Here is a 12,719-nt window from a genome sequence, read left to right as displayed (position 1 = left end):
ACACAAAATGGTTTAGGTCTAGAAACGAAAGTTTCTAGTACCTAAACCTAAATTTGTTTTCCCGAAACGCAATGGTGCCGGGAGTAATAGCTTATTTAAGCTCTACCTCAGCTCCAGCTTCTTCTAATGATGCTTTAAGCGCTTCTGCTTCATCTTTAGATACACCTTCTTTTACTGCTGCTGGTGCACTATCAACGATACCTTTAGCTTCTTTCAATCCTAAACCAGTTAATTCTTTAACTAATTTTACAACTGCTAATTTAGAACCTCCTGCTGCCGTTAAAATAACGTCAAATTCAGTTTGCTCTTCTGCTGCGTCTTCACCTGCTGCTGCTGGTCCTGCAACTGCAACTGCTGCTGCTGGCTCAATACCATATTCATCTTTTAAGATAGTAGCTAATTCATTAACTTCTTTTACTGTTAAGTTAACTAATTGCTCTGCGAAATCTTTTAAATCTGCCATTTTACTTGTTTTTTAATTTTGTTTATTATAGTTTATTTGTGCGCGTAATTATCTTTCAGATAATGTCTTAATAAGACCTGAAAGTGTTTGTCCACCTGATTGTAATGCTGAAATAACATTCTTAGCAGGAGACTGAAGTAATCCAATGATATCACCAATAAGTTCTTCTCTAGATTTAATATCTACTAAAGCATCTAATTGATCATCTCCAATATAAACAGATTCTTCTGCAAATGCACCTTTTAAAATAGGTCTATCTTTAGTTTTCTTTCTGAATTCTTTGATTAATTTTGCTGGAGCATTAGCTGCCTCAGAAATCATCATTGAAGTATTTCCTTTTAATACTGTTGGTAAGTCTCCAAAATCTTTATCTGAAGCTTCCATTGCTTTCGCAAGTAAAGTATTCTTAACAACTGATAACTGAACATTTGCTTTAAAACAAGCTCTACGTAAGTTAGAGGTAGTTTGTGCATCTAATCCAGAAATATCTGCTAAATATAACGTATTTGTGTCTGCTAATACTGCTGTTAAATCTTGTATTACTTGTGATTTCTCTTCTCTAGTCATGATTATAAGTTTTAACGTATTAAACAGCTTTCACCTCAACCGCTATACTAGGACTCATTGTACTAGACATAAAAACGCTTTTTACATACGTTCCTTTTGCAGTTGTTGGTTTCAATTTAATAATTGTTTGTATTAACTCGTTTGCATTTTCTTCAATTTTCTTAGCATCAAAAGATACTTTTCCAATTGCAGCATGTATAATACCAGTTTTATCAACTTTGAAATCGATTTTACCAGCTTTTACATCTTGAACAGCTTTTGCAACATCCATAGTTACTGTACCTGTTTTTGGGTTAGGCATTAAACCTCTAGGACCTAACACTCTACCTAAAGGACCTAATTTTCCCATTACACTAGGCATGGTAATAATTACATCTACATCTGTCCAACCTCCTTTAATCTTTTGAAGGTACTCATCTAATCCAACATAATCTGCACCTGCTGCTGTAGCTTCTGCTTCTTTATCTGGAGTTACTAATGCTAATACTTTTACATCTTTACCTGTTCCGTGTGGTAATGTTACAACACCACGAACCATTTGATTTGCTTTACGAGGATCTACTCCTAAACGTATAGCTAAATCTACTGATGCATCAAACTTTACATTAGTAATGTCTTTGACTAGCGCTGAAGCTGCTGCTAAATCATAAGATTTAGAGCTATCTACCTTTGCGTAAGCTTCTTTTTGCTTTTTTGTTAATTTTGCCATTTTACTACTTTTTATAAAGTTTATGCTGGTGCATCTCCTTTTACTGTTAATCCCATAGAACGTGCTGTACCTGCAATCATACGCATAGCTGAAGACATTTCAAAGGCATTTAAATCTACCATTTTATCTTCTGCAATCGCTTTAATTTGATCCCAAGTAACTGATGCTACTTTCTTTCTGTTTGGTTCTCCTGAACCCTTTTTAATTTTGGCTGCTTCTAGTAACTGGACTGCTGCAGGAGGAGTTTTTACAAGAAAATCGAATGATTTATCTTTGAAAACAGTAATAACAACAGGTAAAATTTTACCTTGTTTGTCTTGCGTTCTTGCATTAAACTGTTTACAGAACTCCATAATGTTAACACCAGCAGCTCCTAAAGCAGGTCCAACCGGCGGCGATGGATTCGCTGCGCCTCCCTTTACTTGTAACTTAACTACTTTACTAACTTCTTTTGCCATTTTAAAAATGTTTAATGATTTGCTTTAATTTGGAAGCTAAAAACAAATCGTTATCTATTATATATATTTGTGTAACAATTATATCTTTTCTACTTGCATATAACTTAATTCTAAAGGTGTTTTTCTTCCGAATATTTTCACCATTACTTCAAGTTTACGCTTTTCTTCATTTACTTTTTCAATAGTTCCATCAAATCCATTAAAAGGACCGTCAACAACTTTTACAGTTTCCCCAATATTGAAAGGAATTGCAATATTTTCATCTTGAACAGAAAGCTCATCTACCTTACCTAACATTCTATTCACTTCTGCTTTACGCATAGGAACAGGCTCTCCACCTTTAACTTCACCTAAAAAACCAATAACTCCCGTAATTGCTTTAATTACGTGAGGTACTTCACCGGATAGGTTTGCTTCGACCATAATGTAACCAGGAAAATAAACTCTTTCTCTATTTACTTTTTTACCGTCTCTTATTTGAATAACTTTTTCTGTTGGTACAATAACTTGACTTACATAATCTGACAAACCAACACGTGATATTTCAGTTTCAATATAAGCTTTAACTTTATTTTCTTGTCCACCAATGGCTCTAACAACATACCATTTCATAACTGAATCAGTTGCCATAATTAGTTAGATTTAAACATTCCAAAAAAGTTATCTAATCCTGTTTGAAAAACATAATCTATACCAGCTACTGCTAGTGCAAACAAGATAGTAAATACAGCTACAGTTACTGTTGTCTTTTGAGCATCTTCTTTTGAGATCCAAGTCATGTGATTACTTAGCTCATCAAAAGAATCTTTAATATATTGTATAAACTTCATTCTTCTTGTATGTTTTTGCACGGGCGGAGAGATTCGAACTCCCGACAGCTGGTTTTGGAGACCAGTGCTCTACCGCTGAACTACGCCCGTTTCTTATTCATTGATAAAGGCGTTCCGTTAAAAACGGAACACCCTTATAATTTATTTATTAATAAACTAATAAATATTAGTCTAATAATTCAGTTACCTGACCTGCACCTACAGTTCTACCACCCTCACGGATTGCGAAACGTAAACCAACATTTAATGCAATTGGTTGCAATAAGTCTACAGTAATTGTTAAGTTATCTCCTGGCATTACCATTTCAACTCCATCAGGTAAGTTAATAGTACCTGTTACATCTGTAGTTCTAACATAGAACTGTGGACGGTAGTTGTTATGGAATGGAGTATGACGACCACCTTCTTCTTTCTTTAAAACATAAACTTCTGCTTTAAATTTAGCGTGTGGTGTTACAGAACCTGGCTTACAGATTACCATACCTCTTTTTATATCTTCTTTTGCAACACCTCTTAATAAGATACCTGCATTATCTCCTGCCTCACCTCTATCTAAGATTTGACGGAACATTTCAATACCAGTAATAGTAGAAGTCATTTTTTCAGCTCCCATACCAATAATATCAACAACATCTCCAGTATTAGCAATTCCAGTCTCAATACGACCAGTAGCTACAGTACCACGACCAGTAATTGAAAACACATCTTCAACTGGCATTAAGAAATCTTTATCAACTTCTCTTAAAGGCTCTTCAATCCAAACATCAACTTGTGCCATTAATTCTAACACAGTATCAACCCATTTTTGTTCACCGTTTAAAGCTCCTAAAGCAGAACCTGAAACAACAGGACCATTATCTCCATCATAATCATAGAAAGATAATAATTCTCTTACTTCCATATCAACTAATTCTAGTAACTCCTCATCATCTACCATGTCAACTTTATTCAAGAAAACAACCATACGAGGAATACCAACCTGACGACCTAATAAGATATGCTCTCTAGTTTGAGGCATTGGTCCGTCTGTTGCAGCAACAACTAAAATAGCACCATCCATTTGAGCAGCACCAGTAACCATGTTCTTAACGTAATCCGCGTGACCTGGACAATCTACGTGAGCATAGTGACGATTAGCTGTTTGATATTCTACATGTGAAGTATTAATTGTAATACCTCTCTCTTTCTCTTCTGGAGCATTATCAATCTGATCAAAAGATCTAGCTTCAGAGAATCCTGCATCAGCTAATACTTTAGTAATAGCCGCAGTTAAAGTTGTTTTACCGTGATCTACGTGTCCGATAGTACCAATGTTTAAGTGTGGTTTCGAACGGTCAAAAGTTCCTTTTGCCATAATTATTAATTTTAATTCTTAGTTTAAATATATTTAGTGTCTAATAATACATAAAAAATGAGCCAGCGATGGGAGTTGAACCCACGACCTCATCCCTACCAAGGATGCGCTCTACCAACTGAGCTACACCGGCTTGTTGATATTTTTTTTTGAGCGAAAGACCGGGTTCGAACCGGCGACATTCAGCTTGGAAGGCTGACGCTCTACCAACTGAGCTACTTTCGCATTATGTAAATTGTGGGGAGAGCAGGATTCGAACCTGCGAAGACGTAGTCAACGGAGTTACAGTCCGTCCTCGTTGGCCGCTTGAGTATCTCCCCTTTAATTTACTATTTCAATGAACTTGAAATTACTTTCGTAATTTATTGTTTTTTTTGAGCCGATGGAGGGACTCGAACCCACGACCTGCTGATTACAAATCAGCTGCTCTAGCCAGCTGAGCTACATCGGCTTTTAATGTTAAAAAACAACCCGCTATTTCTAACGGATTGCAAATATATAAAGTTTTATCGTATATCAAAACTTATTTATACAATTTTTTTATTTTTTTATTAATTTTATGAAATCTGAGCATCTCTTTGCTTCTCTTTTGATCTTTTTAATTGTCTTTTTAAGTTGTCGACAGCAGCATTAACACCTTCTTCAAAGGTTTTAGTCTCTCTTTTTACAATTAACTCACTACCTGGAATATTAATTTTTATTTCTGTAATTTTATTTTCTTTATCGCTTGTATTTTGAACTTTTAAGAAAACTTCTGCATCTACGATCTTATCATGGAACTTTGTTAATGCTGAAACTTTAGTTTCTACGAATTCGATTAACTCATTGTCTGCGTTAAAATTTACTGATTGTGTGAATACTTTCATTTAGTTATCCTTTTTATTGCTCCTAGGGTGAGCTTGATTATACACTTTTTTTATTGCATCAAGACTATTATGTGTATAGACTTGTGTTGAAGCTAAAGATGAATGCCCTAGCAGTTCTTTAACCGAATTTAAATCTGCCCCTTCATTTAGAAGATGAGTAGCAAAAGAGTGTCTTAAAATATGAGGGCTCTTTTTTACCTTCGTTGAGACCTGACTAAAGTAAGAATTTATAATTCTGTAAACAAGTGTTTCATATAGTTTATTTCCTTTAGATGTAATTAAAAGAAATTCTGAATGAGATTGTTTTTCTTTTCTAAACTCTACATATTGATTTAATGTTACTAAGACTGAACTAAGTATAGGCACAAAGCGCTCTTTATTTCTTTTACCTAAGACTTTTATGGTCTTCTCTTTAAGATTTACATCGATCTGTTTTATATTTATTAATTCGGCTCTTCTTATACCTGTAGAATACAACAACTCTACCAATAACTTATTTCTAAGTGAATCGAAATCTTTTTCTATAACCATATTCTGAATAACAGAATTAATCTCTGTAGAAGTAAAAGGTACTTGAACTTTTTTGGCTACTTTTAATGCTTTGTGCTTAGAGAGCGGGCTACCTTCTATTTGCTCTGTTTTTTGAAGAAATTTATAAAACGATTTTAAAGAACTAACTTTTCTATTAATACTATTATTTGAAATATCTGCATTAACTAAACTAACTACCCAACTTCTAACTTGTGGGTAATTTATATCTAATAAATTTTCTTGATCATATGTTACTTCACAAAAGTCTTTAAACGCAATTAAGTCTGTTTTGTATGCAGTAATAGTGTGTTTAGAATATCCTTTCTCTAAAAAAAGATATTCTAAAAATGAGGTTATATGGTTGCTTCCTGTTAACAATAATTATTTTTTCTACCAAAGTTACTAAAATTATACGCAAAAAAAATCTCGTAACACAAAATTGTGTTACGAGATTTATACTCTAAAAAAATAAGTTATTTCTAACCTACTTCTTCTTGTGTTCTTAATCTTTGAACGTAAGAAGCTTTAATTCTCTGAGCTCTATTAGCTACAGAAGGTTTTGTAAAGTTCTTTCTAGCACGCAAGTTCTTCATCGTTTTTGTACGATCGAATTTTCTCTTGTAACGCTTTAAAGCTCTATCGATATTCTCTCCTTCTTTAATTGGTATAATTAACATAAGTTGGCACCTCCCTTCATAGTATCTTTATATTTTGAATAGTAACTAAACTATTGTTTTAATTTTTGGACTGCAAATGTAATTACAAATTCTGAAATGACAATTATGAAAATTGAATTATTTTCTACTTCTAATTTTGCGTTAGCGATTGAACGGTTTGTTTGAGCTCTTTTGTTTTGATAAAAACTAAAAGCGAGTAGTAAAAGCGCGACCTTTAGGAAACGCCCTAAAAATAATACTACTACAAACCTTCTTTACTTATAACTTTATAAACTATGTTGCAGGCTTATATTCTTTATTATCTATTACCATTTTTGCAATAATTTCTTTTAAGATTTCTGAAGTTCCTCCTCCAATTGGTCCTAACCTACTATCTCTTAACAAACGTGCCATTGGATAATCTTCCATATAACCATAACCTCCTAATAACTGAAGCGCATCATATATAACTTCGTCTGCCATTTTAGTAGACAACAACTTAGACATACTCGCTTCTTTTACTACATAAGAGCCTTGGTCTAGTCTCTTAGTTATTGAGTAGTTGTATTCTCTACACATATCTACCTTACTAGCCATTTCTGCTATTTTATGTCTTAAGACTTGAAATTTGTCTAAAGATTTACCAAAAGCAATGCGTTCTTGCATATAATTAATAGCATAATCTACTGCAAACTCTGCTCTTGCGTGTGCATTAACACCCATTATTAAGCGTTCTAATGCAAAGTGTTGCATTATATAAGGAAAACCTTTCCCTTCTTCTCCCATTAGGTTCTCTAAAGGAATTTCTACATTGTCGAATGCTAATTCTGCTGTATCTGAAGCTCGCCAACCTAATTTATCTAGTTTTGTTGCTGAAATTCCTGCAGTTTCTCTATCTACTACAAAAATACTGATTCCTTTATACTTTTCTGAAGGATCTGTTTTTGCTGCAACTATTAAATAATCTGAATAAACTCCGTTTGTTATAAATGTTTTAGATCCATTTAAAATGTATTTGTCGCCTTTTTTAATTGCTGTAGAGCGCATTCCTGCAACATCACTACCACCAAAAGGTTCTGTAATACAAAGACAACCAATCTTATCTCCTTCTACACTTGGTACAAGGTATTTTTGTTTAATAAACTCTGTACCTTCTTTATTTAAATGCGTCATCGCAAGAAATTCATGCGCCCACATTGCTGCTGCAAAACCACCTGAGTTTATTTTCTGTAATTCTTCTAAAAAGATAACTGTATAAAATAAATCTAGATCTAAGCCTCCATAATTTTCTGGAGTGCAAAGTCCGAAATACCCCATTTCTCCAAATTTCTTCCAAATGAATCTATCAATGGTTCCAGATTTTTCCCATTGGTCTATATAAGGAACTACTTCTTTTTGTAAAAAATCTTTAAAGCTAGCACGAAAAGCATCGTGTTCTTCAGTAAAATACATACTGTTCATTTGGTGCAAATTTTTGAGTTGTTTATTTAGCGACCAAATATAAGACTATTCTATCATACAAATTCAAAGGAAAACCTTTGATATTTTTTAATTCTGATATATCTTGTAGTTCTGCCACCTCATCTCTGTACTCGAATATCTTTTTACACAATTCATAATCGATGTACGGATTTTTAAGTAATTCTTTAAAACTAACAGTGTTTACGTTAGTTTTTTGAATATTTGGCAATTCTAAGACACTAAACACCTTTAATACTTTACTAGCAACTTCTCTATCTAAACCCCACACTTCATACAGTTGATTTTCTTTGGAAAAACCTTGTAATTTAGAACGATACTTAATAATTCTCACAGAAAGCTTCTCTCCTACTCCTGATATTGTTTTTAAATCTTCTGCAGTTGCTTTGTTAATATTTGTTGTAGATATTTTAATTTTAACTTTCTTAGGATAAAAACTCTTACTATTCGATGTGTAATTTGTATTCTCTTTTCTTTTAATAACCCATTCTGGAAACTTAAAATAAGGAGAAATAATAGTTAACAAACTATCTGAAATAATAGTTACTTTTTGAAACTCTTTTTTCGAATTAACAAACTTACCTGTTTTTCTAAAAGCTAAAAGCCTATCAATTTCATTTAAAGACATGCCTAATTGTGCTCCTTTATAATCTGTAATATAATTTGGATTAAATGGATATATTTTAGGCTTCCTTTTTTCTAGAGTAATTAATTTTAAGCTATCAATTTTCTTATGAAATGCTAAAGTTCTTGGTGTTGTTAAATCTACTTTTTCTTCCGAAGAAAAATCTATGAAGATAATAATTTGTAGAATTATAATACTTACTAATAAAAGAAAAATCCCATTTCTTTGGCTTTTGTTATACCAGAAATGGGATTTAAATATGTTCATTATATAAATTTATGCTTTAGAAGCTTTATTTTCTTTAATAGCATTCATGTATTTTGTTAATTCTTTCTTCACTTTTGGTGCTAATAAAATAAGACCAATCATGTTTGGAACCATCATTGCAAAAACCATTGCATCTGAGAAGCCAATTACAGAGTTTAAACTTGCTGCTGCTCCAATTACTACGAATATACAGAAAATTACTTTGTAAGCATATTCCATTTTTTTAGATCTACCAAAAAGGTAAGCCCAACCTTGAAAACCATAGTAAGACCATGAAATCATAGAACTAAATGCAAATAACACTACTGCTACAGTTAATACATATGGGAACCAAGATATTGCTGATTCAAAAGCTCCTGAAGTTAATAAAATTGCTTGTGCATCATTTAAAGAAGCATTTTCTGCTGCTACATTACCTGTAATAATTAAAACTAAAGCTGTCATTGTACAAACAACCACAGTATCTATAAAAGGCTCTAATAAAGCAACCATACCTTCACTTGCAGCATACTGAGTTTTTACTGCTGAATGCGCAATAGATGCAGAACCAATACCAGCTTCATTTGAGAAAGCTGCTCTTCTAAACCCTTGTACTAAAACACCAACTGCACCACCGGCAATTCCTTCTGGGCTAAATGCACCATTAAAAATTTGCATAAATGCATCTCCAATCATATCATAGTTTGCAAAAATTACAAATAAAGAAGCTGCAACATAAATTGCTACCATAAAAGGAACAATTTTATCTGTTACTTTTGCTATTTTTTTAATTCCTCCAATAATTACAATACCAACTAAAACAGCCATTACTAAACCAAATAACCATCCTTTACCATGTAAAAAAGAAACGCCACCAACTGGTGTAGTAATATTTTCTACTAACTGAAAAGCTTGATTTACTTGAAACATATTACCACCTCCAAAAGAACCTCCAATTACGAAGATTGCAAATAAAGCTGCTAAAATTTTACCTAATGTTTTATTTTTCAATCCTTTTGTAAGATAATACATTGGACCACCGTAAACAGTTCCATCTGCTTCAATATCTCTATATTTTACACCTAAAGTACATTCTACAAATTTTGATGCCATTCCTAAGAAACCTGCAACAATCATCCAGAAAGTAGCACCTGCACCACCAATAGATACTGCAATAGCAACACCTGCGATATTACCTAAACCAACAGTTGCAGATAATGCAGCCGTTAAAGCCTGAAAGTGGGTTACCTCACCATCATGCCCTTCTATTCTTATAGTATCTGGGTTATCTTCTTCTCCTGTAAATTTAGATTTCTCTATTTCTACATTATGATCTACTCTATTTTCTAACTCGTCATATTTACCTCTAACAATGTTTATTGAAGTTAAAAAACCTCTAAAATTTATAAAGTTGAAATAAAATGTAAAGTATAATGCTCCTAAAATTAAAGGGAATAAAACCCAGTATATACTAACTGTATCAGAAAAAGGTATTTGATAAAAAATAATGTCTACAAACCATCCTGTTGCATTACCAAATGCTTCATCAATTTGTTGATCAAGACCTTTTTCTTGTGCAAATGTGAAAAAGGGTGTTGCTAAAAATAACAACGAAAGAAGTTTTTTATTCATAATATATTTTGATTAGTTTTAATTTAGTAACTCGCAATATCCTAAAAAAATGCTCTTTTAACAAGTTTTACTCGTTAAAAGTGCTTTTATGATAAGGATTCTTTAAATTTCAGTAAATCTTCTTTGAATGATTTAGGATAAAACCCTAACTCTTTATTCGTTTTTGTTAAATCGAAACCAGTTTTTGCTGGTCTTGGTGCTGTTTGGTTTAAAGTTGAAGTAGAGATTGGCTTTATCAAGTTTTTGTCTAGATTAAACACCAATGCTATTTGTTGCGCAATCTCATAAACACTTAGTAATTTATTAGAAGATATATTAAAAACACCTATTGCTTTCTTATCCATAGAAATCTTACAAGCTAAGGCTAAATCTTTTACATAAGTAGGAGTTCTAAATTGATCTTCTACAATTGTAATTTCCTTTCTTTCCTCTAACATCTTTTTCACCCAAAGAACAATATTGCTCCTGCTCATACCAAACACTTGCCCATAAACTAAAATTGTTCTTAGAATTGTAAAATCTATATTTGAGTTTGTTAAAACTTCTTCAGATTTTAATTTAGACAAACCGTAATAACTTAATGGATTTGGTTTATCTGTCTCTTTATAATATCCTTTCTCTTTCTCTCCATCAAAAATAAAATCCGTAGAAATATGAATTAAGTGTGCATTAATTTCTTTAGAAACTTCAGACAACCATTTTACAACAGTAACATTTAATAAATCACACGCTTCTTTTTCTTTTTCACAATCATCTACTTGCGTCATAGCCGCCGTATTAATTATAAAATTTGGTTGAATATTTTTAATTTCTTCTTTTAACAAAATTTCTTCTGTAATGTCTAAAGAAATATAATCGAAATCTTCTCTTCCACTTCTATTTATTCCTCTAGAGAAACCAAAAACCTTATATTCTTTTTTATCTTGAAGTAATAAATTTAATAAAGACTGACCTAATAAACCATTACTTCCTGTAATTATTATCTTTTTCATTCTAAAAAACTTCTCTTAGCTTTATAATTTGCTCTGGTCTTCCTAAAATAATTAATTGAGAATCTGCAACTAACTTTATATCTGCCTCTGGGTTTATAATATAATCTTTATCTGGGTTTCTAAAACCAATAACGGTACAACCTGTTTGACGTCTTAAATCTAGATCTAAAATTGTCTTATTAATATATTTTGCTGGTAAATCATTTACGGAAACCTCCTCTAAATTTGCTGTAGTTTCTCCTTCGATAGTTAATCTATCTACAAACTCTATAACATCTGGTGTAGTTACTAAAGATGCCATATGATCTCCGCCTAGTTTATCTGGCATAATTACATTACTTGCACCTGCAAATTTTAATTTCTTATAGGAAGATTCATTTCCCGCTCTACTTATAATAACACAATCTTTATTCAACTGACTTGCCGTTAAAACAACAAAAAGGTTATCTGCATCTGATGGTAAAGCTGTAATTAAAAATGCTGCTTTCTCAATTCCTGCTTTTTGTAACGTTTCATCTAAAGTTGCATCTCCTTGAATATTTAAAATACCTTGAGCATCTAAAACCTCAATCATTTCTTTCTTCTTCTCTACAACAACAAATTTTTTATTATAGTTGCCTAATTTTAAAATTGCCTGTTTACCGTTTCTACCATAACCACAAACAATAGTATGTCCTTTTAAATGCCCTATTTGCTTCTCCACGCTTCTGTGTTTAAAATGTTCAAATAACTTACCACTTACCAAATATTCTGAAAACGCAGATACTGCATACCCAAATATAGTTATACTTGTTAAAATTAGAAATATTGTAAATACTTTTTCTTCAGGAGAAAAAGGTTGTAGTTCTCCAAACCCAACGGTAGTAACTGTAATAACAGTCATGTATAAAGCATCTACAAAATTGTAGCCAGAAAGCCACATATACCCCACAATACCAATAGTTAAAATTGTAACTACTAGTAAAGCAATTTTTTGAATTTTAGATTTTATGATAATCATAATTTATAAATCGAAAACAGAACTTCTTTTTGTATAAACCATATCTTTTAATTTTAATACAAAAGCCATTGTAAGATAAAAACCAAACGACAAGCCAACTGTAAAAAAAGTGACATAAATAAAATATAAGCGCACATTTACAGCTCTCATACCTAACCTATCTGCAAGTCTAGAGAAAACACCAAAACCGTTTCTTTCGAAATAATGTCGAATAGTATCTATCATTCTTCTTAAATATACGGCAAGATACCATTTTATGCTCTTTTTTCAATAGGAATTTAATCTTGGTTTTTATTATACAAAACTTAATA

The 12,719-nt window shown here is 32.1% G+C and carries 16 protein-coding genes and 5 tRNA genes; all 21 read right to left on the bottom strand.

Translation table 11 applies throughout. From position 1 onward, the window contains the following. Window positions 1-91 precede the first annotated feature (91 nt). The 21 genes from rplL to SHK09_RS13790 all read right to left on the bottom strand — a co-directional run bounded on the left by rplL (window position 92) and on the right by SHK09_RS13790 (window position 12,633). Window positions 92-463, bottom strand: a complete 372-nt coding sequence (rplL, locus tag SHK09_RS13890; protein ID WP_319811386.1) for a 50S ribosomal protein L7/L12 — start codon at window positions 461-463, stop codon at window positions 92-94. Between the two features lie 48 nt (window positions 464-511). Continuing rightward, window positions 512-1,030, bottom strand: a complete 519-nt coding sequence (gene rplJ, locus SHK09_RS13885; protein ID WP_319811385.1) for a 50S ribosomal protein L10 — start codon at window positions 1,028-1,030, stop codon at window positions 512-514. Window positions 1,031-1,049: 19 nt separating this feature from the next. Further along, on the bottom strand, window positions 1,050-1,739 hold the full coding sequence (gene rplA / locus SHK09_RS13880) for a 50S ribosomal protein L1 (protein WP_319811384.1): 690 nt from the start codon (window positions 1,737-1,739) through the stop codon (window positions 1,050-1,052). A 20-nt stretch (window positions 1,740-1,759) separates the two neighbouring features. Continuing rightward, window positions 1,760-2,197, bottom strand: coding sequence for a 50S ribosomal protein L11 (gene rplK / locus SHK09_RS13875; RefSeq protein WP_319811383.1), 438 nt, complete (start codon window positions 2,195-2,197; stop codon window positions 1,760-1,762). 78 nt (window positions 2,198-2,275) lie between these two features. Beyond that, the gene (nusG, locus tag SHK09_RS13870) at window positions 2,276-2,827 is read right to left on the bottom strand and encodes a transcription termination/antitermination protein NusG (RefSeq protein WP_319811382.1); all 552 of its coding nucleotides are present in this window, start codon (window positions 2,825-2,827) and stop codon (window positions 2,276-2,278) included. Between the two features lie 2 nt (window positions 2,828-2,829). Beyond that, a complete protein-coding gene (gene secE / locus SHK09_RS13865; RefSeq protein WP_319811381.1) occupies window positions 2,830-3,027 on the bottom strand; it encodes a preprotein translocase subunit SecE in 198 nt (65 codons plus the stop codon). 18 nt (window positions 3,028-3,045) lie between these two features. Continuing rightward, window positions 3,046-3,117 (bottom strand) — tRNA-Trp (locus tag SHK09_RS13860). Window positions 3,118-3,193: 76 nt separating this feature from the next. After that, window positions 3,194-4,381 carry an elongation factor Tu gene (tuf, locus tag SHK09_RS13855; protein ID WP_319811380.1) on the bottom strand — a complete coding sequence of 396 codons (1,188 nt, stop codon included), beginning with the start codon at window positions 4,379-4,381 and terminating at the stop codon, window positions 3,194-3,196. Between the two features lie 60 nt (window positions 4,382-4,441). Beyond that, window positions 4,442-4,514, bottom strand: a tRNA-Thr gene (locus SHK09_RS13850). 19 nt (window positions 4,515-4,533) lie between these two features. Next, window positions 4,534-4,606: transfer RNA gene (locus SHK09_RS13845), tRNA-Gly, on the bottom strand. Between the two features lie 13 nt (window positions 4,607-4,619). Beyond that, window positions 4,620-4,701, bottom strand: a tRNA-Tyr gene (locus SHK09_RS13840). Between the two features lie 57 nt (window positions 4,702-4,758). Beyond that, window positions 4,759-4,832: transfer RNA gene (locus SHK09_RS13835), tRNA-Thr, on the bottom strand. 106 nt (window positions 4,833-4,938) lie between these two features. Beyond that, entirely contained in the window at window positions 4,939-5,247 is a 309-nt protein-coding gene (gene hpf, locus SHK09_RS13830; protein WP_319811379.1) for a ribosome hibernation-promoting factor, HPF/YfiA family, read from the bottom strand. Beyond that, the gene (locus SHK09_RS13825; protein WP_319811378.1) at window positions 5,248-6,156 is read right to left on the bottom strand and encodes a tyrosine-type recombinase/integrase; all 909 of its coding nucleotides are present in this window, start codon (window positions 6,154-6,156) and stop codon (window positions 5,248-5,250) included. A 101-nt stretch (window positions 6,157-6,257) separates the two neighbouring features. Continuing rightward, window positions 6,258-6,455, bottom strand: coding sequence for a 30S ribosomal protein S21 (gene rpsU, locus SHK09_RS13820; RefSeq protein ID WP_036822200.1), 198 nt, complete (start codon window positions 6,453-6,455; stop codon window positions 6,258-6,260). Window positions 6,456-6,728: 273 nt separating this feature from the next. Next, the gene (locus SHK09_RS13815; RefSeq protein WP_319811377.1) at window positions 6,729-7,895 is read right to left on the bottom strand and encodes an acyl-CoA dehydrogenase family protein; all 1,167 of its coding nucleotides are present in this window, start codon (window positions 7,893-7,895) and stop codon (window positions 6,729-6,731) included. A 22-nt stretch (window positions 7,896-7,917) separates the two neighbouring features. Next, window positions 7,918-8,805 (bottom strand): helix-hairpin-helix domain-containing protein, encoded by an 888-nt coding sequence (locus SHK09_RS13810; RefSeq protein WP_319811376.1) that lies wholly within the window; start codon window positions 8,803-8,805, stop codon window positions 7,918-7,920. Window positions 8,806-8,814: 9 nt separating this feature from the next. Further along, complete coding sequence (locus SHK09_RS13805; RefSeq protein WP_319811375.1) at window positions 8,815-10,416, bottom strand: alanine/glycine:cation symporter family protein; 1,602 nt, start codon at window positions 10,414-10,416, stop codon at window positions 8,815-8,817. A gap of 86 nt (window positions 10,417-10,502) precedes the next feature. After that, the gene (locus tag SHK09_RS13800; RefSeq protein ID WP_319811374.1) at window positions 10,503-11,408 is read right to left on the bottom strand and encodes an SDR family oxidoreductase; all 906 of its coding nucleotides are present in this window, start codon (window positions 11,406-11,408) and stop codon (window positions 10,503-10,505) included. A gap of 1 nt (window position 11,409) precedes the next feature. Then, the gene (locus SHK09_RS13795) at window positions 11,410-12,408 is read right to left on the bottom strand and encodes a potassium channel family protein (protein WP_319811373.1); all 999 of its coding nucleotides are present in this window, start codon (window positions 12,406-12,408) and stop codon (window positions 11,410-11,412) included. A gap of 3 nt (window positions 12,409-12,411) precedes the next feature. Further along, on the bottom strand, window positions 12,412-12,633 hold the full coding sequence (locus tag SHK09_RS13790; protein WP_319811372.1) for a PspC domain-containing protein: 222 nt from the start codon (window positions 12,631-12,633) through the stop codon (window positions 12,412-12,414). Window positions 12,634-12,719: the final 86 nt, after the last annotated feature.

The sequence above is a fragment of the Polaribacter sp. PL03 genome, from assembly GCF_033875165.1.
Taxonomy (GTDB): Bacteria; Bacteroidota; Bacteroidia; order Flavobacteriales; family Flavobacteriaceae; genus Polaribacter.
Note: the sequence above shows the minus strand (reverse complement) of the source record. Positions and strands in the feature narration are given on the sequence as shown.

Bases quoted from the DNA above. Each gene is read 5' to 3' on its own strand.
- rpsU (WP_036822200.1), bottom strand. From the start codon at position 6,455: ATGTTAATTATACCAATTAAAGAAGGAGAGAATATCGATAGAGCTTTA.
- SHK09_RS13800 (WP_319811374.1), bottom strand. From the start codon at position 11,408: ATGAAAAAGATAATAATTACAGGAAGTAATGGTTTATTAGGTCAGTCT.
- secE (WP_319811381.1), bottom strand. From the start codon at position 3,027: ATGAAGTTTATACAATATATTAAAGATTCTTTTGATGAGCTAAGTAAT.
- SHK09_RS13810 (WP_319811376.1), bottom strand. From the start codon at position 8,805: ATGAACATATTTAAATCCCATTTCTGGTATAACAAAAGCCAAAGAAAT.
- SHK09_RS13805 (WP_319811375.1), bottom strand. From the start codon at position 10,416: ATGAATAAAAAACTTCTTTCGTTGTTATTTTTAGCAACACCCTTTTTC.
- SHK09_RS13815 (WP_319811377.1), bottom strand. From the start codon at position 7,895: ATGAACAGTATGTATTTTACTGAAGAACACGATGCTTTTCGTGCTAGC.
- SHK09_RS13790 (WP_319811372.1), bottom strand. From the start codon at position 12,633: ATGATAGATACTATTCGACATTATTTCGAAAGAAACGGTTTTGGTGTT.
- rplJ (WP_319811385.1), bottom strand. From the start codon at position 1,030: ATGACTAGAGAAGAGAAATCACAAGTAATACAAGATTTAACAGCAGTA.
- hpf (WP_319811379.1), bottom strand. From the start codon at position 5,247: ATGAAAGTATTCACACAATCAGTAAATTTTAACGCAGACAATGAGTTA.
- rplK (WP_319811383.1), bottom strand. From the start codon at position 2,197: ATGGCAAAAGAAGTTAGTAAAGTAGTTAAGTTACAAGTAAAGGGAGGC.
- tuf (WP_319811380.1), bottom strand. From the start codon at position 4,381: ATGGCAAAAGGAACTTTTGACCGTTCGAAACCACACTTAAACATTGGT.
- rplL (WP_319811386.1), bottom strand. From the start codon at position 463: ATGGCAGATTTAAAAGATTTCGCAGAGCAATTAGTTAACTTAACAGTA.
- SHK09_RS13795 (WP_319811373.1), bottom strand. From the start codon at position 12,408: ATGATTATCATAAAATCTAAAATTCAAAAAATTGCTTTACTAGTAGTT.
- nusG (WP_319811382.1), bottom strand. From the start codon at position 2,827: ATGGCAACTGATTCAGTTATGAAATGGTATGTTGTTAGAGCCATTGGT.
- rplA (WP_319811384.1), bottom strand. From the start codon at position 1,739: ATGGCAAAATTAACAAAAAAGCAAAAAGAAGCTTACGCAAAGGTAGAT.